General features: G+C 73.2%; 32 protein-coding genes and 1 riboswitch. Of the genes, 7 read left to right on the plus strand and 25 right to left on the minus strand.

Annotated elements, in window-relative coordinates:
• Positions 1 to 14: 14 nt before the first annotated feature.
• From QDS12_RS19540 to QDS12_RS19575, 8 genes are all read right to left on the minus strand, one after another.
• Complete coding sequence (locus QDS12_RS19540) at positions 15 to 1,031, minus strand: PAS domain-containing sensor histidine kinase (RefSeq protein WP_279882285.1); 1,017 nt, start codon at positions 1,029 to 1,031, stop codon at positions 15 to 17.
• Positions 1,032 to 1,040: 9 nt separating this feature from the next.
• Complete coding sequence (locus QDS12_RS19545; protein ID WP_279882287.1) at positions 1,041 to 2,240, minus strand: MFS transporter; 1,200 nt, start codon at positions 2,238 to 2,240, stop codon at positions 1,041 to 1,043.
• Positions 2,240 to 3,262 carry a MerR family transcriptional regulator gene (locus QDS12_RS19550; RefSeq protein WP_279882289.1) on the minus strand — a complete coding sequence of 341 codons (1,023 nt, stop codon included), beginning with the start codon at positions 3,260 to 3,262 and terminating at the stop codon, positions 2,240 to 2,242. The genes QDS12_RS19545 and QDS12_RS19550 overlap by 1 nt, the downstream gene beginning before the upstream one ends.
• Before the next feature lie 34 nt (positions 3,263 to 3,296).
• Positions 3,297 to 4,070: an RNA methyltransferase gene (locus tag QDS12_RS19555; RefSeq protein ID WP_279882291.1), complete on the minus strand. Its 774-nt coding sequence runs from the start codon at positions 4,068 to 4,070 to the stop codon at positions 3,297 to 3,299.
• A gap of 2 nt (positions 4,071 to 4,072) precedes the next feature.
• Complete coding sequence (rplT, locus tag QDS12_RS19560) at positions 4,073 to 4,456, minus strand: 50S ribosomal protein L20 (RefSeq protein WP_279882293.1); 384 nt, start codon at positions 4,454 to 4,456, stop codon at positions 4,073 to 4,075.
• 60 nt (positions 4,457 to 4,516) lie between these two features.
• Positions 4,517 to 4,711, minus strand: coding sequence for a 50S ribosomal protein L35 (gene rpmI, locus QDS12_RS19565; protein WP_192680718.1), 195 nt, complete (start codon positions 4,709 to 4,711; stop codon positions 4,517 to 4,519).
• A gap of 33 nt (positions 4,712 to 4,744) precedes the next feature.
• On the minus strand, positions 4,745 to 5,479 hold the full coding sequence (gene infC / locus QDS12_RS19570; RefSeq protein ID WP_347882196.1) for a translation initiation factor IF-3: 735 nt from the start codon (positions 5,477 to 5,479) through the stop codon (positions 4,745 to 4,747).
• A gap of 244 nt (positions 5,480 to 5,723) precedes the next feature.
• Positions 5,724 to 6,251 (minus strand): SseB family protein, encoded by a 528-nt coding sequence (locus tag QDS12_RS19575; RefSeq protein ID WP_279882297.1) that lies wholly within the window; start codon positions 6,249 to 6,251, stop codon positions 5,724 to 5,726.
• A 49-nt stretch (positions 6,252 to 6,300) separates the two neighbouring features.
• Here QDS12_RS19575 and QDS12_RS19580 point away from each other — a divergent pair, with 49 nt between their 5' ends.
• From QDS12_RS19580 to QDS12_RS19590, 3 genes are read left to right on the plus strand one after another with little or no spacing between them, the layout of a single operon-like run.
• Positions 6,301 to 6,711, plus strand: a complete 411-nt coding sequence (locus QDS12_RS19580) for a hypothetical protein (RefSeq protein WP_279882299.1) — start codon at positions 6,301 to 6,303, stop codon at positions 6,709 to 6,711.
• Positions 6,711 to 7,934, plus strand: a complete 1,224-nt coding sequence (locus QDS12_RS19585) for an amino acid deaminase/aldolase (RefSeq protein WP_279882301.1) — start codon at positions 6,711 to 6,713, stop codon at positions 7,932 to 7,934. Before QDS12_RS19580 ends, QDS12_RS19585 begins: the two co-directional genes overlap by 1 nt.
• A complete protein-coding gene (locus tag QDS12_RS19590) occupies positions 7,918 to 8,466 on the plus strand; it encodes a 4-amino-4-deoxy-L-arabinose transferase (protein ID WP_279882303.1) in 549 nt (182 codons plus the stop codon). The genes QDS12_RS19585 and QDS12_RS19590 overlap by 17 nt, the downstream gene beginning before the upstream one ends.
• Positions 8,467 to 8,472: 6 nt before the next feature.
• On the opposite strand, the gene QDS12_RS19595 is transcribed toward QDS12_RS19590, so the two are convergent.
• A complete protein-coding gene (locus QDS12_RS19595; RefSeq protein WP_279882305.1) occupies positions 8,473 to 9,960 on the minus strand; it encodes a glycoside hydrolase family 6 protein in 1,488 nt (495 codons plus the stop codon).
• Between the two features lie 89 nt (positions 9,961 to 10,049).
• On the opposite strand from QDS12_RS19595, the gene QDS12_RS19600 reads away from it, so the two are divergent.
• Positions 10,050 to 10,961 (plus strand): aldose 1-epimerase family protein, encoded by a 912-nt coding sequence (locus QDS12_RS19600; RefSeq protein ID WP_279882307.1) that lies wholly within the window; start codon positions 10,050 to 10,052, stop codon positions 10,959 to 10,961.
• Positions 10,962 to 10,967: 6 nt separating this feature from the next.
• Here the strand turns inward: QDS12_RS19600 and QDS12_RS19605 are convergent, their stop codons facing one another.
• From QDS12_RS19605 to ligD, 12 genes are all read right to left on the minus strand, one after another.
• Positions 10,968 to 11,432 carry a PH domain-containing protein gene (locus QDS12_RS19605; protein ID WP_279882309.1) on the minus strand — a complete coding sequence of 155 codons (465 nt, stop codon included), beginning with the start codon at positions 11,430 to 11,432 and terminating at the stop codon, positions 10,968 to 10,970.
• Complete coding sequence (gene hisG / locus QDS12_RS19610) at positions 11,416 to 12,282, minus strand: ATP phosphoribosyltransferase (protein WP_279882312.1); 867 nt, start codon at positions 12,280 to 12,282, stop codon at positions 11,416 to 11,418. The genes QDS12_RS19605 and hisG overlap by 17 nt, the downstream gene beginning before the upstream one ends.
• 8 nt (positions 12,283 to 12,290) lie before the next feature.
• Positions 12,291 to 12,554, minus strand: a complete 264-nt coding sequence (locus tag QDS12_RS19615; RefSeq protein WP_279882314.1) for a phosphoribosyl-ATP diphosphatase — start codon at positions 12,552 to 12,554, stop codon at positions 12,291 to 12,293.
• A 115-nt stretch (positions 12,555 to 12,669) separates the two neighbouring features.
• Entirely contained in the window at positions 12,670 to 13,158 is a 489-nt protein-coding gene (gene ribH, locus QDS12_RS19620; RefSeq protein ID WP_279882316.1) for a 6,7-dimethyl-8-ribityllumazine synthase, read from the minus strand.
• The gene (locus QDS12_RS19625; RefSeq protein ID WP_279882318.1) at positions 13,155 to 14,405 is read right to left on the minus strand and encodes a bifunctional 3,4-dihydroxy-2-butanone-4-phosphate synthase/GTP cyclohydrolase II; all 1,251 of its coding nucleotides are present in this window, start codon (positions 14,403 to 14,405) and stop codon (positions 13,155 to 13,157) included. Before QDS12_RS19625 ends, ribH begins: the two co-directional genes overlap by 4 nt.
• Positions 14,402 to 15,004, minus strand: coding sequence for a riboflavin synthase (locus QDS12_RS19630; protein ID WP_279882320.1), 603 nt, complete (start codon positions 15,002 to 15,004; stop codon positions 14,402 to 14,404). The genes QDS12_RS19625 and QDS12_RS19630 overlap by 4 nt, the downstream gene beginning before the upstream one ends.
• The gene (ribD, locus tag QDS12_RS19635; protein ID WP_279882323.1) at positions 15,004 to 16,056 is read right to left on the minus strand and encodes a bifunctional diaminohydroxyphosphoribosylaminopyrimidine deaminase/5-amino-6-(5-phosphoribosylamino)uracil reductase RibD; all 1,053 of its coding nucleotides are present in this window, start codon (positions 16,054 to 16,056) and stop codon (positions 15,004 to 15,006) included. Before ribD ends, QDS12_RS19630 begins: the two co-directional genes overlap by 1 nt.
• A 95-nt stretch (positions 16,057 to 16,151) precedes the next feature.
• Positions 16,152 to 16,281, minus strand: a riboswitch (FMN riboswitch).
• 70 nt (positions 16,282 to 16,351) lie between these two features.
• On the minus strand, positions 16,352 to 16,816 hold the full coding sequence (locus tag QDS12_RS19640; protein WP_279882325.1) for a hypothetical protein: 465 nt from the start codon (positions 16,814 to 16,816) through the stop codon (positions 16,352 to 16,354).
• A 199-nt stretch (positions 16,817 to 17,015) separates the two neighbouring features.
• A complete protein-coding gene (gene rpe, locus QDS12_RS19645) occupies positions 17,016 to 17,699 on the minus strand; it encodes a ribulose-phosphate 3-epimerase (RefSeq protein ID WP_279882327.1) in 684 nt (227 codons plus the stop codon).
• Positions 17,700 to 17,708: 9 nt separating this feature from the next.
• Positions 17,709 to 18,491, minus strand: a complete 783-nt coding sequence (locus tag QDS12_RS19650) for an isocitrate lyase/phosphoenolpyruvate mutase family protein (protein WP_279882329.1) — start codon at positions 18,489 to 18,491, stop codon at positions 17,709 to 17,711.
• A gap of 33 nt (positions 18,492 to 18,524) precedes the next feature.
• Positions 18,525 to 18,734 carry a hypothetical protein gene (locus QDS12_RS19655; protein ID WP_279882331.1) on the minus strand — a complete coding sequence of 70 codons (210 nt, stop codon included), beginning with the start codon at positions 18,732 to 18,734 and terminating at the stop codon, positions 18,525 to 18,527.
• Between the two features lie 36 nt (positions 18,735 to 18,770).
• The gene (gene ligD, locus QDS12_RS19660) at positions 18,771 to 19,727 is read right to left on the minus strand and encodes a non-homologous end-joining DNA ligase (RefSeq protein WP_279882333.1); all 957 of its coding nucleotides are present in this window, start codon (positions 19,725 to 19,727) and stop codon (positions 18,771 to 18,773) included.
• Positions 19,728 to 19,766: 39 nt separating this feature from the next.
• On the opposite strand from ligD, the gene QDS12_RS19665 reads away from it, so the two are divergent.
• The 3 genes from QDS12_RS19665 to QDS12_RS19675 are packed head-to-tail and all read left to right on the plus strand — an operon-like array spanning position 19,767 to position 21,768.
• Positions 19,767 to 20,492: an AAA family ATPase gene (locus tag QDS12_RS19665; protein ID WP_279882335.1), complete on the plus strand. Its 726-nt coding sequence runs from the start codon at positions 19,767 to 19,769 to the stop codon at positions 20,490 to 20,492.
• A 38-nt stretch (positions 20,493 to 20,530) separates the two neighbouring features.
• A complete protein-coding gene (locus QDS12_RS19670; RefSeq protein ID WP_279882337.1) occupies positions 20,531 to 21,040 on the plus strand; it encodes a sigma-70 family RNA polymerase sigma factor in 510 nt (169 codons plus the stop codon).
• Complete coding sequence (locus QDS12_RS19675) at positions 21,037 to 21,768, plus strand: hypothetical protein (protein WP_279882339.1); 732 nt, start codon at positions 21,037 to 21,039, stop codon at positions 21,766 to 21,768. Before QDS12_RS19670 ends, QDS12_RS19675 begins: the two co-directional genes overlap by 4 nt.
• On the opposite strand, the gene QDS12_RS19680 is transcribed toward QDS12_RS19675, so the two are convergent.
• The 4 genes from QDS12_RS19680 to def are packed head-to-tail and all read right to left on the minus strand — an operon-like array spanning position 21,769 to position 25,031.
• Positions 21,769 to 23,157: a transcription antitermination factor NusB gene (locus QDS12_RS19680; protein ID WP_279882341.1), complete on the minus strand. Its 1,389-nt coding sequence runs from the start codon at positions 23,155 to 23,157 to the stop codon at positions 21,769 to 21,771.
• Complete coding sequence (locus QDS12_RS19685) at positions 23,150 to 23,560, minus strand: MmcQ/YjbR family DNA-binding protein (RefSeq protein ID WP_279882343.1); 411 nt, start codon at positions 23,558 to 23,560, stop codon at positions 23,150 to 23,152. Before QDS12_RS19685 ends, QDS12_RS19680 begins: the two co-directional genes overlap by 8 nt.
• Complete coding sequence (fmt, locus tag QDS12_RS19690; protein WP_279882345.1) at positions 23,557 to 24,486, minus strand: methionyl-tRNA formyltransferase; 930 nt, start codon at positions 24,484 to 24,486, stop codon at positions 23,557 to 23,559. Before fmt ends, QDS12_RS19685 begins: the two co-directional genes overlap by 4 nt.
• On the minus strand, positions 24,486 to 25,031 hold the full coding sequence (def, locus tag QDS12_RS19695) for a peptide deformylase (RefSeq protein ID WP_279882347.1): 546 nt from the start codon (positions 25,029 to 25,031) through the stop codon (positions 24,486 to 24,488). The genes fmt and def overlap by 1 nt, the downstream gene beginning before the upstream one ends.
• Position 25,032: the final 1 nt, after the last annotated feature.

Raw genomic sequence — 25,032 nt, forward strand, 5'->3', positions numbered from 1 at the left:
GGCCGGAGCCGACGTCAGAGGAGCGCTTCCCCGTCGTGCGGCCAGGTCGTCTCGATGCGCGCGCCGCCACCGGCGGCGTCGGTGACGGTGACCGTGCCGCCGTGCGCCTTCACCAGACCGCCGACCAGGTACAGGCCCAGGCCGGAGCCGGCGCTCTTGCCGCCCTTCCAGAACTTGGTGAAGACGCGCCGGCGCAGCTCGACGGGGATGCCCTCCCCCTCGTCCTCGATGGTCAGCGTGACCAGGTCCGGCCCGGCGCTGACGTGCACGCTGACCGTGCCCTCGCCGTGACGCACGGCGTTCTCGACGAGGTTGGTGACGACCTGGGTGAACTTGTCGGGGTCGACCGTGATCGACGGCAGGTCGGGCTCGGCGTGCAGCTCGATCGGCCGGCTGGTGGTCTGCTGCACGGAGTTGACCACTCGCTCGGCGAGCACGCCGGCGTCGCTCGGCCGCGGGTGCAGCTGCAGCCGTCCGGTGTCGAGGCGGGCGACGTCGAGCAGCTCGGCGATGAGCCGGCTGAGGCGGTCGGAGTCGACGCTGACGGTGGTGAGCATGAGCTTCTTCTGCTCGTCGTTGAGCTTGTCCCACCGGTTGAGGAGCGCCTGGACGAAGCCCTTGACGCCGGTCAGCGGGCTGCGCAGCTCGTGGGCCACGGTCGCGACCAGGTCCGATCGCTCGCGGTCCAGGCGGGCACGGCCGCGTCCGCTCCGGATCGTCACCGCCACCCCGGTGACGGGGCCACCGGGTCGCTCCCGGTGCAGTCGTGCGTGGGTGAGCACCTCGGTGCCGTCGGGCAGGAGCCAGGACTGCTCCGGGATGCCGGTGCGGGTCGCCAGGCCGGCGTACGGCTCGTTGACCTCGACCCAGGCGCGACTCTCGGTGTCGAGCAGGAGGAGTACGTCGCCCAGCGGCCGTCCCGCCGTCCCGTCGAGGCCGAGCATCCGACGGGCCACGGTGTTGGTGACCGTCACCGTGCCGTCGGGACCTGCGAGGACCACACCGTCGGGAAGGGCGTCGAGGGGGTCCATGGGGCGAATCTAGCCAGTGACCGGTGCCAGCTGAGGGACCGTGACAGCGCGCCGGGCCGCGAGCGCTGTTGCCGCGAGGACCACGGCGATGGCGACCAGCCCGGTCCTGACGCCCAGCGCGCCGCAGAGCCAGCCGACCGCCGGGGTCGCCAGGAGCACCGGACCGACCTGCGCGAGCTGCAGCAGCGACTGGAAGCGGGCCAGCATGTCGGCGGGCGTCCGCGCCACGAAGCTCGGCAGCAGGCCGGCCGTCAGCAACCCGCAGCCGACGCCCACCAGGGCCATCGCGGCAACCGCGGTGGCCGGCCGCTCCGTCGCTGCCAGGACGACCACTCCAGCCGAGGCGAGGACCGGACCGGCCACCGACAGTGCCGCCGGCGGTGCGCCCCGCCGGGCGACCACGACGGTCACGAGCAGGCCGCCGGCGATCCAGCCGCTCGAGACGAGCCCGGTGGTGCCCGCGTCCCAGCCGCGATCGCGTCCGGTCAGCGGCAGGGCGACCATCACCAGCGGCAGCGCCGTCGCGGCCAGGCCGACGATCGTCAGCAGCGTGGCCGGCACGCCACCTGTCGCTGTCGCCGTCCGCACCGCCGCCGTCACCCGGCGCCACGGCGAGACGCCGTCGGTGCGCCCGGCGGCCAGCTCCGCGTGCGGGGGTCGCACGGACAGCAGGGTGAAGAGAACCAGGAGGTACGACGCCGCGTCGAGCGCCGCCGCGCCCGAGAGCCCCAGCGCCCCGACCAGCACGCCGCCGACGGCAGGCCCGGCGAGCCGGGCGACCTGGGAGAACGAGCCCACCGTCGCGAGCCGGCGGTCCAGACCCTGCGACCCGAAGAGCCGTGGGAACACGCCCTCGGCCGGCCGCCGGAGCGCCGCGGCGCACCCGGAGACGAACCCGACGACGGCGAGCCCCCACAGCGGGGTGCCGCCGACGGAGCCGACGGCCAGCGCGGCCATCACCACCCCCATGACGAGGTCGCAGGCGCACATGACCTGGCGGACGCCGTACCGGTCGGCGGTGATGCCGCCGACGAGCACGAGCGCCGCGAGGGGCACCGACTCGATAGTGAGGACCAGACCCACGGCGCCGGCGCCGAGGCCCGAGGCGACCCAGCCGAGCGCGAAGAACGAGACCGAGTCGCCGAGCGTCGACAGGGTCGCCGCAGCGAGCCAGCACCCGAACGGGTGCCGGCTGACGAGGCCGCGCATCACTCCGGCCGGATCGGCATGACCAGGGCGACGAAGCCCGCCTGGTAGGGCGAGCGGAGGCGGAGCGGGCGTGCCGGGGCGCTGGCCGCGACGACGACCTCCGGCCCCAGGCAGGCGGCGATCCCGCGCAGGAGCAGGGCCGCGCCGAGCCTGAGGGTGAGATCCGCCCCGGCCACCGTGCCGCCGATCTCCCGACCGTCGAGGACCGGCCCGCCAACGGCCAGCTCCAGCGTCACCTCCGCGCGGCCGGCCGCCTGCACAGCGCCTGCCAGCGTCGCCGTGGGCAGCACCGCCGTCGTCGTCGCGTCGTCGAGCCCGTCCAGCACGACGCGGTGGGACGGGTAGGCGACGTGGCGCGCGGCGTACTCCTCGCCCAGCAGCACGACCCGGTCGCCGGTCACCTCGACCGCCACCTCGCCGGCCGCGTCGAGCGCGTCGGCGAGCCGGGCCGCGACCGGGAGGGACAGGACGGCGCGGCCGGACCCACTGCCCGTGAACGGCAGGGTGCGCAGCGCCATCCAGAACCGGTTCGTCGCGACGACGTCGACGCCGTCGGGCGTGACCTCGAGCAGGACCGACGAGAGCGGCGAGGCGGGGTCACCGTCGGCGGCGGGTCGCACCTGGCGCAGCGCCGCCGCCAGCACCGGCCCGTCCACCTGCGTCTGCGCGGGCGGTCCGGGCTCGCTGCCCTGGACCGCCTCCAGCACCGCGACGAGGGCCGCCTCGTCACGGGCGGCCCGCTCCGCGCGGCTGTCCAGGAGCTCCCGCAACGCCTTCTGCGCCACGTCGGGGGTCGCGTCGAGGACGGTCCGCATGGTGTCGATGGCGACACCGGCGTCACGCATGCCCGCGACCAGCCGGGCGCGTCGGACCAGGTCAGGGGTGTAGTAGCGGTAGCCGCTCGCGGGATCGGTCGCGGCCGGCGGGAGCAGCCCGCAGTCGTCGTAGTGGCGCAGCGCGCTCGCTGTCAGCCCGACGGCGCGGGCGAACGACCCGATGGTCAGCAGGGGTTCCGTCGTCACACCCGCCACCCTTGGCCTTCAAGCGGCCTGAAGGTCAAGCACGCTGCGCACGGGCGCTGGCGTACAGACAGACGGCGGCAGCTGTCGAGAGGTTGAGGCTCTCGGCGCGGCCGTAGATCGGGATGCTGACGACGCGGTCGGCCAGGTCCCGGAGTCCGGTCGGGATCCCCCACGCCTCGTTGCCGAACAGCCAGGCGGTCGGCTTCGCGAGGACGTCGTCGGCGCCGAAGAGGTCGTCCCCGTCCATGTCGGCGGCCAGCACGGTGAGCCCGTCGGCCTGGGCGGCCGCGACGGCGGCGGCCGGGTCGCGCTCGACCACGACCGGGAGGTGGAAGATCGACCCGACCGAGGCCCGGATCGTCTTGGGGTTGTAGAGGTCGACCGAGTCACCGGCCAGGACCACGAGGTCGGCACCGGCCGCGTCGGCGCATCGGATGACGGTGCCCGCGTTGCCGGGGTCCCGTACGTCGGCGCAGATGGCGACCAGGCGCGGCGACTCGGGCACGACCGGCTCGAGGAAGCGGCAGACCGCGACCAGACCGGCGGGCGTCACCGAGTCGGAGAGTCCCCCGATCGCGCGGTCGTCGACCAGCGTGACCGTCGGGGCGGGCGCCAGCAGGGCGGCGTACTGCTCGGACGCCGCGGGCGTGGAGAAGACCTCCACCACGCAGTCGGGCACGCTCAGCGCACCCTCGACGGCCTTCGGACCGTCGGCAAGGAAAAGCCGCCGCTCGGATCGCTCCGAGCGGCGGCTCAGCTTCCTTGCTTCCTTCACGCGAGCGTTGCCCGCGGAAAGAGGCGGAGTCATGCTCAGGCGTTGGCCGGAGCGTTGACGTCCTCGGGGAGGGCGGCCTTGGCCTGCGCGACGAGCGCGTTGAACGCGGCGACGTCGTTGACGGCGAGCTCGGCCAGGATCTTGCGGTCGACCTCGATGCCGGCCAGGTTGAGGCCCTGGATGAAGCGGTTGTAGGTCAGGCCCTCGGCGCGCGCGGCGGCGTTGATGCGCTGGATCCAGAGCCGACGGAAGTTGCCCTTGTTCTTGCGACGGTCGTTGTAGGCGTAGACCAGGGAGTGGGTGACCTGCTCCTTGGCCTTGCGGTACAGACGCGAACGCTGGCCGCGGTAACCGCTCGCCCGCTCGAGGGTGACGCGACGCTTCTTCGCCGCGTTGACTGCGCGCTTCACGCGTGCCATGTGGAACTCCTTAGTGCGAAAAGATCGTGGGTGCCGGTCGAACGGCGATCCCGGGGAAGGTCAGCGGCCGAGAAGCTTCTTGGCGCGCGGGACGTCGTTCTTGGCAACCTCGACGGTGCCGGTCATCCGGCGGGTGACCTTGGAGGGCTTCTTCTCGAGGTTGTGGCGCTTGCCGGCCTTCTCGCGAAGGATCTTGCCCGAGCCGGTCACGCGGAAGCGCTTACCGGCACCGGAGTGGCTCTTGTTCTTCGGCATCTGTCGGTCTCTCTCTTCTACTTGCGGTGCGTCTCAGGCGTCGATCTCGGGATCGAGGTTCTCGGAGCGGCGGCGCTCCTTCTTCGCGGCCACCGGGCCGGCGGCTGCGGCCGCGGCGCGCTCGGCGCGCTCGGCGGCCTGGTCAGCCTCACGCTCGGCGGCCTTGTTCTCCTTGGCCGCCTGCTGGTCGACCTTGGCGTCGGCCTTCTTCTTGTTCGGGCCGAGCACCATGACCATGTTGCGGCCGTCCTGCTTCGGAGCGGACTCCACGAAGCCGAGCTCCTGCACGTCCTCGGCCAGCTTCTGCAGCAGGCGGAAGCCGAGCTCCGGACGGTGCTGCTCGCGACCGCGGAACATGATGGTGATCTTCACCTTGTCGCCGGCCTTGAGGAACCGCACGACGTGACCCTTCTTGGTCTCGTAGTCGTGCGAGTCGATCTTGGGACGAAGCTTCATCTCCTTGATGATGACGTTCGTCTGGTTCCGGCGGGCCTCACGGGCCTTCTGGGCGTTCTCGTACTTGAACTTCCCGTAGTCCATGAGCTTGCAGACCGGGGGCTTGCCCTGCGGGGCGATCTCGACGAGGTCGAGGTCGGCCTCCTGGGCCAGGCGCAGCGCGTCGGCCGTCGGCACGATGCCGACGGTCTCGCCGTTGGGACCAACGAGGCGGACCTCGGGTACGCGGATCCGGTCGTTGATACGAAGCTCGGTGCTGATGTGTCCTCCAGGGATTCGGTGGCGATGACTCGAGCGGCAACCCCGGGAAATGAGAAAAGGCTCCCGCTCGCTCAAGCGGAAGCCAGTCAGAGCACCCCACCTCTCGGTGGCTGCTCACCGGTGCGATCAGGACACGGCGTCCGCCGTGGCCGGACTGCTCCGGCGACCGGACCCGACGACCTGTGGTGTTGCTGGGGCGGTCGATGCGGGTGGGAGGGCAGTGGTTGCCTTCCGCTTGGGGATGTGGTGGCGACGGGTGTCGCTGCCACATCGGTCAACAGGAGAGGCTACCGGATCATTCCCCCTCGGGACCAATCCCGGGGGGCTCCTCGCCGGGACGGACCCAGGCGGTGCCGCCGGCGACGCGTGCGAGCGTCCAGCCGGCACCCAGACCGTACAGGTCCTCGCCCTCCACCACGAAGGTGACGGGGCCCGCCACGTCGACGAGGAGCGCGTCGGCCCGGTCCTGCAACGCCGCCCGCGCGGCGTCGGCGGCGGGCACGGCGACGGGGCGAGCGTCGGCCCGCCAGGCGGCCATGGCCTCCAGGCTCGTGAACGCCAGCAGGGCCTGGCGTCCGTCCGCCCCCGTGAGGAGCACGGTGGCCATGTCCGACGTCTTGTCGGCGCCGCTCTCGTCCACCTCCCCGAGGACCGCCACCACCGGCACGAGCAGGCGGCTGTCGGCCAGCACGGCCAGCACGTCGGCGTACGTCGCCTCGCGGCGGGCCAGACCCGCCAGCGCCTCGCCGAGCCGCTCGTCGGCCGCTCCCGTGTCGTCCGGGTACGCCGGGGCCTGGATGTCTCGTCGCCGCTCGTCGTCCATCCGGCAATTGTCCTGCACGGCCCATGGGATCGAGTGGGAGGATGGGCACATGCTCGACTCGGTCACCTGGGGTGCGTTCACCCTCACCTTCACGGTCCTCGGTGGGGTGGGCACGTGGTTCGCCTACCGCCGCCGTGGCCTGCGCTCCGGCCTGCGATGGGCGGCGGTCACGCTGCTCGTCCCGGCCGCCTACTTCACCCGCACGCTCAAGATGCTCAGCCAGATCGGCTCGGCCATCGCTGACTGGGCGGCGTCCTTCGTGTGGAACCCGATGGTGTGGTTCGGCCTGGCGCTCACCGCGCTGTCGGTCGTCCTCTTCGTGGTCGCCGCCCGGCTACCCGGCCGTGAGCGGCGGACGAAGAAGCCGGTCGAGCGCGGCGCCGCGCCGTCGGCGCTGCCCGGCAGTGACCCGGAGCTCGCCGAGATCGAGGCCCTCCTCAAGCGCCACGGCATCAGTTGATGGCGAGTCACATCGAGCGCAACCGCCTGTGGTCGCGCCTCTCCGGCGCGGTCGCGGCCGCCGAGGCGCGCACCGGCGAGCCGCTGCCCCGGCCCGTCATGGTCGTCGACCTGGACGCCTTCGACGCCAACGCCGACGACCTGGCCCGCCGCGCCGGCGGTACCCCGATCCGTGTGGCCTCGAAGTCGCTGCGCGTCCCCGCGCTGATCTCCCGCGCGCTGGCGCACCCGGGCTTCGAGGGCGTCCTGGCCTTCACACTCGCCGAGGCGCTCTGGCTGGAGGAGAACGACGTCAGCGACGACATCGTCGTCGCCTACCCCACCGTCGACCGCGGCGCCCTCGCCCGGCTCGTCGCGTCGCCGCGTGCCGCCGCCCGCATCACGCTCATGGTCGACTCGGTCGACCATCTCGACGTCGTCGACTCGGTGCGCACCTCGAAGGCCGTCCCGGTGCGGGTCGCGATCGACGTCGACGCCGGCCTCGACCTCGGCCTGACGAGGGTCGGCCCCCGCCGCTCCCCCGTCACCTCGGCGGCCGCGGCGGAGGAGCTCGCACGGCACCTCCAGCGCCCCGGCTTCACCCTGGCCGGTGTGATGACGTACGAGGGCCAGGTGGCCGGCGTGCCGGACCAGGTGCCCGGCCAGCGGCTCCGCTCGGCGATGGTCCGCCGGCTCAAGACGATGTCGGTCGCGCAGCTGGCCGAGCGCCGGGCGACCGTGTCCGAGGGGATCTCGCGGGTCGCCGAGCTGGCGTTCTGGAACGCCGGCGGCTCCGGGTCGCTCGAGACCTCGGCGTCCGACCCGGTCGTGACCGAGCTGACGGCCGGCTCCGGGCTCCTCGTGCCCGGCCTCTTCGACCACTTCCGCTCCTTCGCGCCGCGACCGGCCGCCTACTTCGGCGTGCCGGTGACCCGGCGCCCGGACGACCGGACCGCCACCGTGCACGGCGGTGGGCTGATCGCCTCCGGTCCGGTCGGCCCCGACCGGCTCCCGCTCCCCTGGGCTCCCGCCGGCCTCGCGCTCACGGGCCTGGAGGGCGCGGGCGAGGTGCAGACGCCGCTCACCGGCCCCACCGCGGCGATGCTGTCGGTCGGCGACCTCGTGTGGTTCCGGCACGCGAAGTCCGGCGAGCTGTTCGAGCACACCACCACCGCCCACCTCCTGGCCGGCGACCAGCTGGTCGACGACGTGCCGACGTACCGCGGGCATGGGCTCGCCTTCTGACGACGCCCGGGAGGTCCTGGCACTGACCCTCGATCGGCCGGCGTCGCTCGGCACGGGCCGGCTGGTCTGCGTCGACGGGCCGGCCGGCTCCGGCAAGTCGACGCTGGCGGACGCGCTCGCCGAGCTCGCCCCGGACGCGACCGTGGTGCGCACCGACGAGCTGCTGGAGGGCTGGGCGGGCCTGCCGGGGCTCGCCGGCTCCGTCCGCGCACTGCTGGAACCGCTCGCGCGCGGCACGGCCGGCTCGTGGCGGCGCTGGGACTGGCACGCGGGCGGCTGGGCGGAGACGCGTCAGGTCGCGCCGAGCCGTCTGCTCGTCCTCGAGGGGGTCGGGTCGTGGTCGCCGGAGATCGCGCCGTGGGTGACGACGCTGGTGTGGCTGGACGCCGCGCACGACGTGCGGAAGCGGCGCGGGATCGAGCGCGACGGCGACGACTTCGCGCCGTACTGGGAGCAGTGGGCCCGCGACGAAGCGGCGCTGTTCGCTCGCGACCGCACCCGCGAGCGGGCCGACATGGTCATCGAGACCTGAGCGGTCTCACTGGAACGGCGTCGTGCGCGCCACCTGGAGCGAGCGCGACAAGGAGAACGGCGAGGCCTGCCGGACCAGCCATGGCCGGCCGAACCACAGGTAGGCGTCGACGTTGCGCAGGGCGTCGGCCTGCTGCTGCGCCGTGAGCCCGAGCCCGGACTGACCGGCGACGTCGGTGGTCGGCGGTACGCCGAGTGTGTCGCAGGTGCTGTCCGAGACGCTGCGGCAGGTGATCGCGTTGTCGAAGTCGTCGCCCGGGTGCTCGGAGCGGTGCTGCATCCAGGTGAACGGCCGGCCGTTGTCGGCGGTGTCGATGACGAACTTCTTGCCGTCGATGCCGGCGCGCTCGAGCGCGGCGATGATGTCCATGCCGTAGTCGACGTTGCCGCCGACGCTGGAGTAGTGCGTCGCACCGAGGGCGAAGCCGCGGGTGTACTGGATGCCAGCCGCCTCGAGCACCGGCACGATCTTCGCGATCGAGAGCCAGTCGGCGTCGGAGGCGTCGAGGTAGACGTTCGTGCGGGGCAGCTCCGAGAAGCGCCGGGCGGCGTACTTCACCAGGCCGAGCCGGGCGCCGGGATCGGCGGTCCGGGTCTCCCAGGAGTTGTTGGGGACGGCGTTGAGGCCGAGGTCGGGCTCGAGCACCATCGCGACGCGGGCATCCCCGATCGCGTCGGCGGCGGCGTCCACCCAGGCGCGGTACGCCGCCTGCTCGCTGCCGCTCAGCGGCTTGCCGCGGCCGCCCTCGCCGTGCGGCCACTCGCGGAAGACGGCGATCTGGATGAGCGCGTCCTTCCCGAACTCGGCCTGCTGCTCGGCGATGAAGTCGCGCAGCTGGGTGCGGATGGAGCTGGTCGAGAACTCGGAGGCGAACCAGATGACGCGCGGCTGGAGCGCGATCCGGCCGAGCAGCCGCTTGTCCTCGCCGCTGGCCCGCTCGTAGGCGGGGTAGATGCCGTTCCAGGGACCGCGGTAGACCGCCCACTTCCCGCCGGCGAGCGGGTTGTCGGGCAGGACCGTCCGGGCCTTCGACCGCACCGAGGCGGGCCGGTAGCCGGGGACCCGTCCGGTGGTCCGCACCGACACCCGGCGACCGATCATCCGGTCGGTGGGCACCAACGTGCGCTTCGTCGCCCCGGGGATCCGCTCGCCGTCGAGGAACCACTGATAGGTGAACCGCACGCCCGGCGTCCAGCCGTGCCGGTGGTGGACCTTCGCCACCAGCCGCCGGCCCGACACCGGGTCGGCCGTGAGACGGGGCGCAGCCCCGGCCGTCACCCGCGGCGGAGGAGGAGGCGGGGTGGACGGGGAAGCAGTGGGTGTCGGCGTCGGCGTCGCCGCGTGGTGCTGGGCCGCCGGCTGCGCCGCACCGGGCTCGTCGCCCGCGGGCCTGAAGACCAGGGCCGCCGCGACCGCCAGGCCGAGGACCAGAGCACCGACGAGGACGGCGTCGCGCAGCCGCACGCGCGGGCGCTGAGGGGCATGGGACGGCACAGCGTGGGCTTCTCCGAGGTCTGGGACAGAGTCACGACCATCCGACAGGGGGCGCCGGGAGGTCAAGTCGCGGGCACTACCGTGGGAGCGTGCTAGCTCCGAGCGGACAGCAGTTCCACATCAGCAGCGGCGACTACGCCGCCGTCGTCACCGAGAGCGGAGGGGCGCTGCGGGCGCTGACCCACCGGGGCAGGCCGCTGCTCGACGGCTTCGAGGAGGACCGCACCGCCTCCGGCGGTCGCGGCCAGCTCTTGATGCCCTGGCCGAACCGGATCCGCGACGGCCGCTACCGGTTCGAGGGCGACTCCCAGCAGCTGGCGCTCAGCGAGCCGTCCCGGCACAACGCCTCGCACGGGCTGGTGAGGTGGGCCGCCTGGTCGCTGGTCGCCCACCGGCCCGACCATGTCACGCTGGGCTACCGCCTCATGAGCCAGACCGGCTATCCATGGACGCTCGACGTCGAGGTCGGCTATGCGCTCGGCGCGGACGGCCTGACCGTGACGCAGACAGCGACGAACAGGTCGGACACGGTGGCACCGTACGCCTCAGGCGCCCACCCCTACCTGCTCGCCGGTGCCGGGCCGGTCGACGGCTGGACGGTCGAGGTCCCGGCCGAGGTGCGGATGCTCACCGACGCCGAGCGGCTGCTCCCGACGGGCACGGAGGACGTGGACGGGACGCCGTACGACCTGCGCACGCCGCGAGAGCTCGGCGACCTCGTGCTCAACCACGCCTACGGGCGGCTGCAGCGCGGTGAGGACGGCCGCGCGACGGCACGGCTGCGCGCCCCCGAGGGCACCGGCGTGGAGCTGTGGGTCGACGGACGCCACCAGTGGCTGATGCTCTACACCGCCGACGACGTGCCGGCGACGGCGCGGCACTCCCTCGCCGTCGAGCCGATGACGGCGCCACCCGACGCCTTCAACTCGGGCCTCGACCTGGTCCGGCTGGCGCCCGGCGAGCGGGTCAGCGCCTCGTGGGGCGTCCGCTCGACCGACTGAGCGTCCTCAGCCGAGCTCGGCGACCAGCCGGCGCAGGTCGCGGACGGCGGCCGCGGCCCGGTTGCCGTCGGAGCCCTGGATCCCCATCGCGGAGATCTCGGACCCGTCGGCCAGGTCGAGCCGGGCCCAGGGCGCGCCCGGCGGCAACCTGACGGCGACGACCTGGGCCCAGGCCAGCTCGCGCCGGCGGTAGCCGTTGACCACGATCAGCTTCTCCTTGGTCGCGCTCACGCGCGAGCGGGTGAGCGCGTGCACGCACGCCAGGATCATCAGGGCGAAGAACGCCATTGTGATCTTCTGGAAGACGTCGAACGCGGCCTTGGTCGCCTCGTCGAACCCGATCCACGCCATCGCGCAGACGACACCGAGCCCGACCACGAGGACGACCGCGACGATGCGCGGTCCCAGCGGACGGTAGGTGTGCGGGAGGGTCGGCAGGCCCGGGTCGGTCGACTCAGAGTCGGCAGGCATGGATGTCGGTGAGCAGGATGGCGCGCGCGCCGAGCGAGTAGAGGTTGTCCATGAGCCGCTGAGCGCCCTCGCGGGGCACCATGGCGCGGACGGCCACCCAGCCCTCGCGGTGCAGCGGGCTGACCGTCGGGCCCTCCAGCCCGGGCGTGAGCTCGGTGGCGGCGGCGAGGTCGGCGGCGCGGATGTCGTAGTCCATCATCACGTAGCTGCGCGCGATCATGACGCCCTCGATCCGGCGCCGGAACGTCTCGAACGACGTCGGAGCACCCCGGCGGCCGCAGGTGATGACCACCGCCTCCGACTCCAGGATCGTCTCCCCGAACACGTCGAGGCCGGCCTGTCGCAGCGTCGAGCCGGTCTCGACCACGTCGGCGATCACGTCGGCCACCCCGAGCTGGATCGAGGACTCCACGGCGCCGTCGAGGCGGGTCACGCTCGCGTCGATCCCTCGTTGCTGGAGGAACGCCTCCACGACGCCGGTGTAGGACGTCGCGATGCGCTTGCCGGCCAGGTCGTCGGTGCTGGTGTAGCGGCCCGCCGGTCCGGCGAACCGGAACGTGCTGCGGCCGAAGCCGAGCTGGACGACCTCGTCGGCCTTCGCCCCGGAGTCGTGCAGCAGGTCGCGGCCGGTGATGCCGACGTCGAGGGTGCCCTCGCCGACGTAGAGCGCGATGTCGCGCGGGCGGAGGTAGAAGAACTCCACGCCGTTCTCCTCGTCGAGGAGGGTGAGGCGCTTGCTGTCGTCGCGCTGCCGGTAGCCGGCCTCGCGCAGCATCGTCGAGGCCGCCTCCGCCAGCGCGCCCTTGTTGGGCACGGCGATGCGGAGGTAGCCGGGCTTGTCGTCTGACACGGTTGTCCTCACAGGTGGGCGTAGACGTCGTCGAGCTCGAGGCCGGTCGCGAGCATCAGGACCTGGGCGTGGTAGAGCAGCTGGCTGATCTCCAGCGCCGCCGCGTCCTTGCCCTCGTGCTCGGCCGCCATCCAGGACTCGGCGGCCTCCTCGACCAGCTTCTTGCCGATCGCATGGACGCCGGCATCGAGCTCCGCGACGGTGCCGGAACCCGCAGGACGGCTGACGGCCTTCTCGGAGAGCTCGGCCCACAGCTGCTCGAACGTCTTCACGGGGCCACAGCCTAGGCGGTGCGCCGGCGAGGGTCGTCGCCGGTCTCACAACGTCCGACGACCGGTCGCGGGTCTGGTCGTCGGTCTGGTCCTCGGTCTGGTCGTCGGTCTGGGCCTACGTCTGGAACGGGCTGCGGATCCGCTTGATCGTCTGCGCGGTCTGCAAAGCGGCGGCGGCCGCCTCATAACCCTTGTCCTCGCTCGAGCCCGCCAGCCCCGCCCGGTCGAGCGCCTGCGCCTCGTCGTCGCAGGTGAGCACGCCGAAGCCGATCGCGACCGTGTGGTCGAGCGCGACGCGGGTCAGCCCGTCGGTGGCGGCGCTGCACACGTAGTCGAAGTGCGGGGTGCCGCCCCTGATCACGACGCCGAGGGCGACGACCGCGTCGAAGCCCTGCTGGGCGAGCGCGCTCGCCACGACGGGCAGCTCGAACGTCCCAGGCACGCGGGTCACGACGGCCGCCTCGATCTTGTGGTCGGCGAAGGCGCGCTCGGCGCCGGCGATCAGGCCGTCCATGACCTGCTCGTGCCAGGACGCGGCGACGAGGGCGACGCGCAGGTCGTGACAGTCCGTGGCGTGGGTCTGGGGTGCTCCGGCACCGCTCACTGGGCAGCTCCTAGGTCGAGATCCGGCAGGACGTGGCCCATCCTGTCGCGCTTGGTGATGAGGTAGGCGATGTTGTGGTCGTTCGGGCGTGGCGTCAGTGGCACCCGTTCGGCCACCGTGACGCCGTAGTCCTCGAGCTCGGAGACCTTCTCCGGGTTGTTGGTGAGCAGCCGCACCTCGGACACGCCGAGGTCGCGGAGGATCTGGCTCGCGGCGGCGTAGTGCCGCGCGTCGGCGGGCAGGCCGAGGTCGAGGTTGGCGTCCACCGTGTCACGGCCGCCGTCCTGCAGCTGGTAGGCCTGCAGCTTGGCCACCAGCCCGATCCCGCGGCCCTCGTGGCCGCGCAGGTAGACGACGACCCCACGGCCCTCCGCGACGACACGGCGCAGGCTCTCCTCCAGCTGCGGCCCGCAGTCGCAGCGGCGGCTGCCGAACACGTCACCGGTGAGGCACTCGGAGTGGACGCGGGTGAGGACCGGGCTCTGGTCGTCGCCCGACAGGTCGCCGTAGACGAGCGCGACGTGCTCGGAGGCGTCGACGGCGATGCGGAAGCCGTAGGCGGTGAAGTCGCCGTACGCCGTCGGCAGTCGTGTCTCGGCGGCACGCTCCACCAGGATGTCGTGGCGGCGCCGGTAGGTGACGAGCTGCTCGATCGAGATCATCGCCAGGCCGTGCTCGTCGGCGAACTCCCGCAGCTGCGGCGCGCGCTTCATCGTGCCGTCGTCGTTGACGACCTCCACCAGGACGCCGGCCTCCTCGAGCCCGGCGAGTCGGGCGAGGTCGACGGCTGCCTCGGTGTGGCCCCTCCTGACCAGCACCCCGCCCTCGCGGTAGCGCAGCGGGAACACGTGTCCCGGGCGGGTGAGCTGCTGCGGCGTCGTAGCGGGGTCGGCGAGGAGCCGCGCGGTGCGGGCGCGGTCGGCGGCCGAGATCCCCGTCGAGACGCCGTCGCGGGCGTCGACGCTGACGGTGTAGGCCGTCCGGTGCCGGTCGGTGTTGTGCGGCGTCATGAGGGGGATGTCGAGGTCGTCGAGCAGCTGCGCGGCCATGGGGACGCAGATGACCCCGCTGCTGTGCCGGATCGTGAACGCCATCAGCTCCGGCGTCGCCTTGCTGGCGGCGAAGATGATGTCGCCCTCGTTCTCGCGGCTCTCGTCGTCGACGACGATCACCGCCTTGCCGGCGGCGATGTCGGCGACGGCCCGCTCGACGTCGTCGAGCCTGACTCCCGGGTGCTGGGTGCTCATCGGTTCTCTCCCGTTCCGCCGAGCAGCCTCTCGACGTGCTTGGCGATGATGTCGGTCTCGAGGTTGACCAGGTCGCCGGTCTGCTTGCGGCCGAGCGTGGTGCGGGCGAGCGTCTCGGGGATGAGGCTGACGGTGAAGCTCTCCTCCCCCGCGGCCACCACGGTGAGGCTGACGCCGTCGACCGCGATCGAGCCCTTGTCGACGACGTACCGGCTCAGCGCCGTGGGCAGCGAGATCTCGACGACCTCCCAGTGCTCGCTGGGGGTGCGGGCCAGGAGGCGCCCGACGCCGTCGACGTGGCCCTGGACGATGTGACCGCCGAGCCGGGTCTGCGGGGTGACCGCCCGCTCGAGGTTGACGACGTCGCCCGGCGCGACGCCGCGCAGCGACGTCTTGTCGAGCGTCTCCTGCATCACGTCGGCTGTCCAGGTGTCCCCCTCGAGGGCGGTCACGGTCAGGCAGCAGCCGTTGACCGCGATCGAGTCGCCGTGCTTGACGTCCTCGAGCACGGTGGCGGCGGCGATGGTGAGCCGTACGGCGTCGCCCTGGTCCTCCAGTGCGGAGACGGTGCCGAGCTCCTCGACGATCCCGGTGAACATCAGCGGTCCCTTTCGGTGGTGGGTGGCGTGAGGGTGAGCCGGACGTTCGGCTCCTCGCCGTCGATCCCCGGCAGAACGGTCACGTCGGTGACGCGCGGCCGCAAGGCGTCGGCGATGGTGTCGATCCCGAGGTCGGCGACGGCGTTGCGACCGTCCCCGAGGAGCATCGGCGCGACGTAGGCGACGATCTCGTCGACGAGCCCGGCACGGAGGAACGCGGCCGCGAGGGTCGGGCCGCCCTCCAGGAACACGTGCCGCCGGTCGCGGACCCACAGCTCTTTGAGCGCCTGCTGCGGATCGCGGGTGCGCAGTTGGAGGGTCTCGGCTCGGTCGTTGAAGATCCGCTTGCCGGAGGGGAGGTCGCGCAGCCCCATGACGACGCGTAGCGGCTGTGTCCTCACCGGCCGGTCGTGCTCGTCACGGACGGTGAGCTCCGGGTCGTCGACGGCGACCGTGTTGCTGCCGACCAGCATCGTGTCGCTGAGCGCCCGGAGGCGGTGGGTGTCGCGCCGGGCAGCGGTCGACGAGACCCAGCGGCTGGTGCCGTCCGCCGCCGCGCTGCGCCCGTCGAGCGTCGCGGCGAACTTCCAGGTGACGAACGGTCGCTGCCACTGGGTGGCGCGCGTCCAGACGGCGTTGAGGGCACGGGCCTGGTCGGCGAACAGTCCTGAGTCGACCTCGATGCCCGCGTCGCGCAGGCGTGCCGCTCCCCCGGCGGCGACCGGATTGGGGTCGGCCTGCGCGAACAGCACCCGCCGTACGCCGGCGGCGATGAGGGCCTCCGAGCACGGGCCGGTCCGACCGGTGTGGTTGCACGGCTCGAGGGTGACGACGGCGGTCGCGCCGCGGGCCGCGGCTCCCGCGCGGGCGAGCGCGTCCGCCTCGGCATGCGGGGTGCCGGCGCCACGGTGGTAGCCCTCGGCGATCGTCGAGCCGTCCGGCCCGACGAGGACGCAGCCGACGCGTGGGTTGGGCCACAGCGGCGCATCGGGGCTGGCCGCCAGCTCGAGGGCGCGCGTCATCGCCGCGCGCTCCACGCTGACCTCAGACATGGAAAAGGCCCCTTCGCGGTCCGGTCGCGGACCCTGGGGCCTGACAATGTGCTCGAGAGCCGTCGCCTCCGGGAGGAGGGTCCGGCGAGGAGCAGGTGCGTGCGCTTCCCATCCGGACTTTCACCGTCGGTCCAGGAATCTCACCTGGTCAACCGATGACTGGCTGCCATCGGGTCGCGGACTTTCACCGCCGGTTCGGAATTACACCGACCCCAGAGCACGCGAGTTGTTCACTCGTCGAGTCGAGGATAGCCCGGATGTCCAGCCCGGCGGTGTGAGTTCCGTCAGGCGGGACTCACACCGCTGCCGTCGCGCCTCCGCTGCCCGCGGCGGTGGTCCGCTGGCGGATCACGTAGCCGACCCAGAGCAGCAGCACGGCGTCGCCGAGCGACAGCTCGGTGGAGAGCTCCAGGGCCGGCCGGTCGGTCCACCAGCGGGCGGGCGTCAGCCGCCCCACCTCCGCGCCGGCGCGCCGGACGACGAGGCGGCTGCTGAGGATGCCGGCCGGACGGACCTCGTACGTCCCGTGCTCGCCGGTCACCGTCCAGACCTCGCTGAGCCAGCCGGTGCGGACCGCGCCGAGGCGCTCGATGCCGTCGGGCCCGGTGATCATGAGCCGTTTCCAGCCGAGCGCCCGGAAGCTCCACGTCCCGGCGTCGGTCGAGACCGTCGCCCGCTCGCGCCACCACGACTTCTCGGCCGTCCCGACGGTCTCCCCGTCGCGGAGCAGCGCGTGGTCGCGACCCCACTCGTAGCGCATGGGGTCACTCTAGGGAGGTTGGCGCTGGGCGGTGAGTGGTCAACCGTCTGGGGTGTGGCTGAGTGGCTGCTCACCGGGGTGGGGCGGCGCGCGGGCAGCGGTGAGCCGGCAACCAGCTGACGCGCCGACCCGGTCGACCACTCACCGCCGCGTGGTGCGGCGGTGCGCCATCAACCATCCGACCCGCGCAAACGGTTGACTACTCACCGCCCGCGGCGGACCGGGCGGCGGACCCGGCCCGCTCCCGCAGCGCGGCGACCATGGCGTCGGGGTCGTCGGCGGAGTAGACGGCCGAGCCGGCGACGAACACGTCGGCGCCCGCCTCGGCGCAGCGCTCGATGGTCTCGAGGCTGACGCCGCCGTCGACCTGCAGCCAGATGTCGCCGCCGTGCCGGGCGATCAGCTCGCGGGTGCGCCGGATCTTGGGCAGGCACAGATCCAGGAACTTCTGGCCGCCGAAGCCGGGCTCGACCGTCATCACGAGCACCATGTCGAGCTCGGGCAGCAGGTCGGCGTACGGCTCGATCGGGGTCGCGGGCCTGAGCGCCATGCTCGCCCGGGCCCCCTGCGCGCGGATCTCGCGGGCGAGACGGACCGGTGCCGTCGCCGCCTCGACGTGGAAGGTGACGCTGCGGGCACCGGCCTCGGCATAGCCGGGCGCCCATCGGTCGGGGTCCTCGATCATGAGGTGCGCGTCGAGCGGCAGGTCACTGGAACGGGCCAGCGCCTCCACCATCGTCGGCCCGAAGGTCAGGTTGGGCACGAAGTGGTTGTCCATCACGTCGACGTGCACCCAGTCGGCGCTGCCGATGCGGGCGACCTCGGCCCCCAGGTCGGCGAAGTCGGCGTTGAGGATGCTCGGGGTGATCTGGATGTGGCCCACGCCGGAATCCTAGGAGCCGCCCGCGAAGGCGTGCGTGACCGCCTCGCGGCCGGCGCCGGCGCCCGACCAGTAGCCGTAGGTGCCCTGCTCGAGCAGCTCGTGCCCCGCCGTGGCGAGGGCTGCGTACGCCGCGTAGGCCAGCGCGCCACCGGTCGAGACGCGCGCGGCCCCCAGCTCCGCGAGTCGCGCCACCGGTGGTGTGCCCGGGAACGCCAGGACGTTCACCGGCCGGTCGACGCCGCCGACCACGGCGCGGATCTGCTCCTCGGTGACGGCGCCGGGCGCGAAGAGGACCGGGGCGCCCGCCTCCTGGAAGCGCCGCAGCCGCGTGAGCGTGTCGTCGAGGTCGCCGCCGTGGAGCAGGTTCTCCGCCCGAGCGGTGATCACGAAGTCCTCGCCGGCCGCCTCGACGGCGGCGGCCACGCGCTCGGTGGCCAGCTCGACGTCGTAGATCTCGCTGCCGCTCCAGTCCTCGACCGAGCAGCCCGCGAGGCCGGCCGCCTTGGCACGGGCGACCGTCTCGGCGACGCCGGCAGGGTCGTCGGCGAAGCAGTTCTCGAGGTCGGCCGAGACGGGAACGCCGACAGCCGCAGCGATCGCGGCCGCGTGGCCGATGGCCTCGTCGCGGGTCACCGACCCGTCGAGCCGGCCCAGCGTCGCGGCGAAGCCACTGCTCGTCGTCGCCAGGGCACGGGCGCCGAGCGAGGCCAGGATGCGGGCGGAGCCGACGTCCCAGGGGTTCGGCATCACGAGGGGGTCGCCGGGCCGGTGCAGGTCGAGGAAGTCGCTCATGGCGTCATCCTGCCGCCCCGCACCGACGCTCGGTCACCCCCTTTTCTCGAGCAGCCCGTGCTCCGTGACCAGCTCGGTCGGCAGGGTTCGGTAGCGGACCTCGTCGAAGAGGACGGTCAGCGGCGAGACGACCACGGTCGCCCCGTCGAGGAGCGCGGCCGCGGCCTGCCCGGGGAGGAGCCGGTCGTGGTCGAACCGCTGCTGGGCGGCACGCCGCACCTTCTGGGTGGTCGCTGACGTCACGCGCGTCGGTGACCGCACCGCCCGCGTCCATGCCGGTCAGTCCTCGGGCTCCGGCGGTGTCTCGCTGCCCGCGCGCTCGTCGCGCTCGGCCCATTCCAGCAGCGGCGCGATGTCGAAGACGTGGTCGTCGATGTGGGCGTGCAGGTCCCCGATCCGCGCGAACCGCTCGGGGACGGTGCGGATCGTGAAGTCGTTCGGATGCACGTCGGGCACCTCCTCCCACCGGACCGGTGTGGAGACGCGGGCCTCGGGGACGCCCCTGACGGAGTACGCCGACGCGATGGTGTGGTCGCGGGTGTTCTGGTTGTAGTCGACGAACAGCTGGGCGGGGTCCCGGTCCTTGCGCCACCACGCGGTGGTGACGTCCTGCGGCGCGCGGCGCTCGACCTCGCGGGCGAACGCGAGCGCCGCCCGGCGTACCTCCTGGAAGCCGTGGGCCGGCGGGATCCTGACGTAGACGTGCAGCCCCTTGCCGCCGCTGGTCTTCGGGTAGCCGACGGCGCCGAGCTCGTCGAGCACCTCGTGGACCACCACGGCAACCTGCTGGACGGTCTCCCACGGGCAGTCCGGCCCCGGGTCGAGGTCGATGCGCCACTCGTCGGGCTTCTCGGTGTCCTCACGGCGGCTGTTCCACGGATGGAACTCGACGGTCGACATCTGCACCGCCCAGATGACCGCGCCCAGCTCGGTGACGCACAGCTCGTCGGCGGTCCGCTTCCACCGCGGGAAGAACAGCCGCACCGTCTCGACCCAGTCGGGCGCGCCGGCCGGCAGCCGCTTCTGGTGGACCTTCTCGCCGTCCAGGCCGGTCGGGAAGCGGTGCAGCATGCACGGTCGCTCGAACAGCGCGTTGACGATGCCGGGGCCGACCGCCAGGTAGTAGTCGACGAGGTCCAGCTTGGTGAGCCCGAGCTTCGGGAAGTAGACCCGCTCGGGGTTGGTCACCTTGACGACGCGGTCGTCGACCTCGATCTCGACGAAGGGGCTCGCCATGGGCCCGAGCCTAGGGGGTCGAGGCCCTATCGTCAGCGCGTGGACTTCGACCAGCCACCGGTGGTGCGGGTCACCGCGCGGGACGACCATGACCTCCGGCGCGGTGAGTGGCCGCGCACGGTCCCGGCCGTCGAGCAGCTGCTCGGGGAGGGTCTCGCCCTCCCCCCAGGCGTCACGTTCCTCGTGGGCGAGAACGGGTCGGGCAAGTCCACGATCGTGGAGGCGGTCGCGATGGCCTACGGCCTCAGCCCCGAGGGCGGGAGCCGCAACAGCCATCACTCCACCCGCCGCACCGAGTCCGACCTCGGCGGCGCGCTCGTGCTCCAGCGCGGGATCGGCACCGGCCGCTGGGGGTTCTTCCTCCGGGCCGAGACGATGCACGGCTGGTACTCCCATGTGGAGTCCCTCGGCGCCAGTCGCGACCCCCGCTTCCACGAGATGAGCCACGGGGAGTCCTTCCTCGCGGTGCTCAGGACGCGCTTCGACTCCCCCGGCTTCTACTGCCTCGACGAGCCCGAGGCGGCGTTGTCGTTCTCCGCGACGCTCGGCCTCGTCTCGGTCCTGCACGAGCTCGCGGCGACCGGCGGACAGGTCCTGTGCGCCACCCACTCGCCGGTGCTGGCGGCGATGCCCGGGGCGACGATCCTCGAGGTCGGACCCTGGGGACTGCGGCCGACGACCTGGGAGGACCTCGAGCTCGTCCACCACTGGCGCGCCTACCTCGCGGAGCCGCACCGCTACCTCCGGCACGTCCTCGACGAATGAGTGCAACACGACCGTGGGGTCGAGGCGTCGAACGAGGTGTGAAGAGGAACCACGACGAGTACGCGGACTTCGTGCGGGCCACGGGCACCCAGCTGCACCGCGCGGCGCTGCTGCTGACCGGTGACCACCACCTGGCCGAGGACCTGACCCAGGCGACGTACGCCAAGGTGTTCGCGCGGTGGGGACGGGTGAGCGCGGCTGACAACCCGCTCGCCTATGCGCGGACGACGCTGCTCAACACGTTCCTCTCGCACCGGCGGCTGCGGCGCAACAGCGAGCAGCCGGTCGACCTGACCGTGGGCGCCGAGCTCGAGACGCTCCCGGTCGACCACGCCGCGCGCCTGGACCTCCTGGCCGCGCTCGCCACCCTGCCCGCGCTCGACCGGGCGGTGGTGGTGCTGCGCTACTGGGAGGACAGGAGCGTGGCCGACACGGCGATCGACCTCGACCTGACCGAGACCGCCGTCCGCACCCGGGCCCGCCGCGCGCTCCTGCGCCTGCGGCCCCTGCTCGACCACCTCGATCTCTCCGAGAGGACCCCGTCATGACCGACTTCGACTCCCGCCTGGGTACGGCGCTCCACGACCGCGTCGCCGGGGTCCACCCCGACCTCGACCACCTCGTCGCCGCCTCGACCCGGGCCGGCACCCGGATCAGGCTGCGGCGCCGGGCCGGCGTCTCGCTCGCGGCCGCGACCGGTGTCGCGGTCGTCGCCGTGGGCGGCGCGCAGATCGCCGGCGGCAGCGACCCCCGCCAGGTCGACGGCGGGTTCGCGGCGGAGCCGAGGCAGACCGCCTCCGCGGCACCCACGCCGACGAAGGCGCCGCTCGCTGACGGCCTGGTCTTCAGCCTGCACGGCCGGGACGTGACCGTGAGCCGCTGGGGCCACAGCTGGGTGGCCGACCTCGACTCGGAGGCACCACAGTCGGACGTCGCGGCAGTCAAGGAGCTCTACCCGCGCATCACCGCCGTGACGCCCTGGGAGGCCCTCCCGCCGCTCGTCGACCACGTGCCCGTGACGTTCTCCGCCCCCGGGTGGACCTGCGACCTCGCCGGCGGCGACGACAAGGGCGGCTGCACCGCCGACGACGGGCGGCTCGTGAGCGTGATCTGGCGCCGGGCGAGCGACTACGCGGCGTTCACCGCCAAGTCGGCCGACGACGGCTACTTCGTCAGCAAGGTCCACGACGGCCTCTTCGTGACCCTCCAGCCCGGCCAGGGCACGTCGAAGACCGCCGCCGACGAGCTCGGCGCGACGTTGCACTGGGTCGACTGATCAGTCCCGGCGCAGCAGCGCCATGAACATGGCGTCGGTCCCGTGCCGGTGCGGCCAGAGCTGGACCGTGCCGGGCACGGGACCGTCGGCGTCGGCCACCGCGCCCGCGACGCCCGTGACCGGCTCCAGCCGGACCTCCGGGTGCGCGCCGAGAACCGCTTCGACGACCCCGCGCGTCTCGGCCAGGACCGGCGAGCACGTCGCGTACAGCACCACACCACCCGGCCGCACCAGCCGCAGCGCACTCATGAGCAGGTCGCGCTGGAGCGGGACCAGACCGTCGAGGTCCTCGGGTCGCCGGCGCCATCGGGCCTCGGGCCGCCGACGCAGGGCGCCGAGGCCGCTGCACGGCGCGTCGACCAGCACCCGGTCGAAGGTGCCCTCGCGGAACGGCGGTCGTCGCCCGTCCCCCGCCACGACGCCGGCGGTCCCGCCGAACCAGCGCTCCGCGACCGGGTCGGTGAGGCTGCGCCGGACCAGCGTCGCACGGTGCGGCTGGGCCTCGTTGGCGACCAGCACGGCGCCCCGCTCCGCGGCCAGCGCGGCCAGGAGGGCCGACTTGCCGCCCGGGCCGGCGCAGAGGTCCAGCCAGAGCCGGTCGGCGCCGGAGAGCGGCGCGTCCGCAGCGGCGAGCGCCACCAGCTGCGACCCCTCGTCCTGCACGCCGGCCCGCCCCTCGGCGACGGCCGGGACGGCTCCGGGGTCGCCGGCGTCGAGCACGACGGCGTACGGCGACAGGCCGGTCGGTGTACCGCCCAGCTCGTCCACCGTGGCCCGGCCCGGCCGTGCCACGAGCGTGACCTTCGGCGGCGCGTTGTCGGCCTCGAGCAGCGCGTCGACCTCGTCGGCCCCGACCGCCTCGGTGAGTGTGTCCACGACCCAGCGCGGATGGCTGAAGGCGATGGAGCGGAAGCCGGCCGGGTCCTCCGGCGCCAGGCGCCTGACCCAGGTGCTCAGGTCGGCCTCGCCGATCCGCCGCATCACCGCGTTGGCGAACCCCGCCGCGCCCGGACCGGCCTGCGACCTGACCAGGTCGACCGTGGTGCTGACCGCGGCGTGCGTCGCGACCCGCATCCCGAGGAGCTGGTGCGCGCCGAGCCGCAGGGCGTCGCGGACCTTGGGGTGCGGGGAGCGGTCGACGCAGGCGTCGATGACGGCGTCGTAGGTCAGCTGTCCGCGGACCGTCCCGGAGACGAGCGCGGTGGTGAACGCGGCGTCACGGCCGGTCAGGCCGGCGCGCCGGAGCAGCACCGGGAGGAGCAGGTTGACGTAGGCGTCCTCGGTGCGGACGCGGGTGAGTACCTCGAACGCGATCTCGCGGGCGGGGTCGACGCGGGCGCGGCGCGGCGGGCGCCCGCCCGGTCCGCGGCGCTTGCGGGGGTCAGCCATCCAGCTCCTTCACGAGCTTCTTGGGGGCGACGGCCCGCCAGGCGTCCTCGATCACCTCGCGCAGCTCCTCGACGGCGATCTCACCGAGCCGCGACTCCTGCACGAGCACCGCGTTGTAGTGGTTGAAGTGGTCGATCGTGAAGAACGGCAGGCTGTCATCGGCGACCAGGGCCAGCTTGTCGGCCTCGGTCGGGGTGCGGATCACCAGCAGGTCGTCGTAGAGCTCGCCGGTCGTGGGGTCGACGGCGGTCTTGTGCGGCGCCCGCTGGAGGACGAAGCCGCGGCCCTTGTCGCCGCGCGGGACCTTGTAGGTCGGGCGGTCGCCCCAGCTGACGCCGAGCTCGACCTCCGGCAGCGACAGGCAGATCTGCCCGATGTCGTCGGGCGTCGCCGGTCTGGTCACGATCCGAAGGTAGCCCCGTCGGGCAGTACGACGCCCCTGGCCCAGTCGGCGGCCGCCATCTCCTTGCGGCCGGTGGGGCGGACCTGGCCCAGGCGCACGGGAACGCTGGCGGTACCGACGTGCACCGAGCGCTTGGTGACCCGCAGCTCCCCCGGAGCCAGCGGCGCCTCCTCGGCGTCGGGCGTCACCGGGCCGAGCTTGAACCGCTCCCCCGCGACCGTCGTCCACGCACCCGGCGCCGGGGTGCAGGCCCGGATCCGGCGGTCGACGGCGGCGGCCGGTTCGGACCAGTCGACGCGGGCGTCGTCCACGGTGATCTTCGGCGCCACGGTGACGTCGTCGGTCGGCTGCTCCCGCGCCTCGAGGGAGCCGTCGTCGATGCCGTCGAGCGTGGCGACCAGCAGCTGCGCTCCCCCCTCGGCCAGCCGGCCCAGCAGGTCGCCCGCGGTGTCGGCGGGCCGGATGCGCTCGGTCATCACACCGAAGGTCGGGCCCGCGTCGAGCGCCGGGACGATCCGGAAGGTGGTCGCACCGCTGAACTCGTCACCGGCCCAGATGGCGTGCTGCACCGGCGCGGCCCCGCGCCACTGCGGCAGCAGCGAGAAGTGGAGGTTGACCCATCCGTGCCGCGGGATGTCGAGCGCGCTGGCAGGGAGGAGCGCGCCGTAGGCGACGACCGGCACGCAGTCGACGTCGAGCGCCTTGAGCTCGTCCTGGAACGCGGGGTCGCGCGGGTGCTCGGGCTTGAGGACGGGGATGCCCAGCTCCTCGGCACGCTGCGCCACCGGACTGGCGACCAGTCGCCGGCCGCGGCCGGCGGGGGCGTCGGGTCGGGTGACGACGGCGACGAGCTCGTGCCGGGACTCGGCGATCGCGTTCAGGGACGGCAGCGCCACCTCGGGCGTGCCTGCGAAGGCGAGCCGCATCAGATGGCGAACCCGCGCGTGGCGTGCGGCGACAGCTTGACGGTCGGCCTCTCGACGCCGAACCAGTCCGAGTCGCGGATCTCCTTCATCGCCGCCTTGCGCGCCGCCTGGTCGAGGCGGTCGATGAAGAGCACGCCGTCGAGGTGGTCGGTCTCGTGCTGGATCGCCCGGGCGAGCAGCTCGGAGCCCTCGATGAGCACGGGCTCGCCGTACATGTTGAAGCCGCGCGCGACGACCGCGAGGGCCCGCCGGCAGTCGTACTTCAGCCCGGGGATCGAGAGGCAGCCCTCGTCGCCGTCCTGCGTCTCGGCGGAGAGCGTCAGGTCGGGGTTGATCAGATGACCGACCTCGCCGTCGACGTACCAGGTGAAGACGCGGAGACCCACGCCGATCTGCGGTGCGGCCAGGCCGGCGCCCGGCGCCTCGAGCATGGTGTCGGTGAGGGCCTCGACGAGCCGCCGCAGCTCCTTGTCGAAGTCGGTGACGGGCTGCGCCTTCTGGCGCAGGACCGGGTCGCCGAAGAGACGGATGGGCTGGATGGGCATG

Source organism: Nocardioides sp. CER19, from assembly GCF_029846275.1.
Lineage (GTDB): Bacteria > Actinomycetota > Actinomycetes > Propionibacteriales > Nocardioidaceae > Nocardioides.

Bases quoted from the DNA above. Each gene is read 5' to 3' on its own strand.
- QDS12_RS19540 (WP_279882285.1), bottom strand. From the start codon at position 1,031: ATGGACCCCCTCGACGCCCTTCCCGACGGTGTGGTCCTCGCAGGTCCC.
- QDS12_RS19545 (WP_279882287.1), bottom strand. From the start codon at position 2,240: ATGCGCGGCCTCGTCAGCCGGCACCCGTTCGGGTGCTGGCTCGCTGCG.
- QDS12_RS19555 (WP_279882291.1), bottom strand. From the start codon at position 4,070: ATGACTCCGCCTCTTTCCGCGGGCAACGCTCGCGTGAAGGAAGCAAGG.
- rplT (WP_279882293.1), bottom strand. From the start codon at position 4,456: ATGGCACGCGTGAAGCGCGCAGTCAACGCGGCGAAGAAGCGTCGCGTC.
- rpmI (WP_192680718.1), bottom strand. From the start codon at position 4,711: ATGCCGAAGAACAAGAGCCACTCCGGTGCCGGTAAGCGCTTCCGCGTG.
- QDS12_RS19575 (WP_279882297.1), bottom strand. From the start codon at position 6,251: ATGGACGACGAGCGGCGACGAGACATCCAGGCCCCGGCGTACCCGGAC.
- QDS12_RS19580 (WP_279882299.1), top strand. From the start codon at position 6,301: ATGCTCGACTCGGTCACCTGGGGTGCGTTCACCCTCACCTTCACGGTC.
- QDS12_RS19585 (WP_279882301.1), top strand. From the start codon at position 6,711: ATGGCGAGTCACATCGAGCGCAACCGCCTGTGGTCGCGCCTCTCCGGC.
- QDS12_RS19590 (WP_279882303.1), top strand. From the start codon at position 7,918: ATGGGCTCGCCTTCTGACGACGCCCGGGAGGTCCTGGCACTGACCCTC.
- QDS12_RS19605 (WP_279882309.1), bottom strand. From the start codon at position 11,432: ATGCCTGCCGACTCTGAGTCGACCGACCCGGGCCTGCCGACCCTCCCG.
- QDS12_RS19625 (WP_279882318.1), bottom strand. From the start codon at position 14,405: ATGAGCACCCAGCACCCGGGAGTCAGGCTCGACGACGTCGAGCGGGCC.
- QDS12_RS19630 (WP_279882320.1), bottom strand. From the start codon at position 15,004: ATGTTCACCGGGATCGTCGAGGAGCTCGGCACCGTCTCCGCACTGGAG.
- ribD (WP_279882323.1), bottom strand. From the start codon at position 16,056: ATGTCTGAGGTCAGCGTGGAGCGCGCGGCGATGACGCGCGCCCTCGAG.
- QDS12_RS19640 (WP_279882325.1), bottom strand. From the start codon at position 16,816: ATGCGCTACGAGTGGGGTCGCGACCACGCGCTGCTCCGCGACGGGGAG.
- QDS12_RS19650 (WP_279882329.1), bottom strand. From the start codon at position 18,491: ATGAGCGACTTCCTCGACCTGCACCGGCCCGGCGACCCCCTCGTGATG.
- ligD (WP_279882333.1), bottom strand. From the start codon at position 19,727: ATGGCGAGCCCCTTCGTCGAGATCGAGGTCGACGACCGCGTCGTCAAG.
- QDS12_RS19675 (WP_279882339.1), top strand. From the start codon at position 21,037: ATGACCGACTTCGACTCCCGCCTGGGTACGGCGCTCCACGACCGCGTC.
- QDS12_RS19680 (WP_279882341.1), bottom strand. From the start codon at position 23,157: ATGGCTGACCCCCGCAAGCGCCGCGGACCGGGCGGGCGCCCGCCGCGC.
- fmt (WP_279882345.1), bottom strand. From the start codon at position 24,486: ATGCGGCTCGCCTTCGCAGGCACGCCCGAGGTGGCGCTGCCGTCCCTG.
- def (WP_279882347.1), bottom strand. From the start codon at position 25,031: ATGCCCATCCAGCCCATCCGTCTCTTCGGCGACCCGGTCCTGCGCCAG.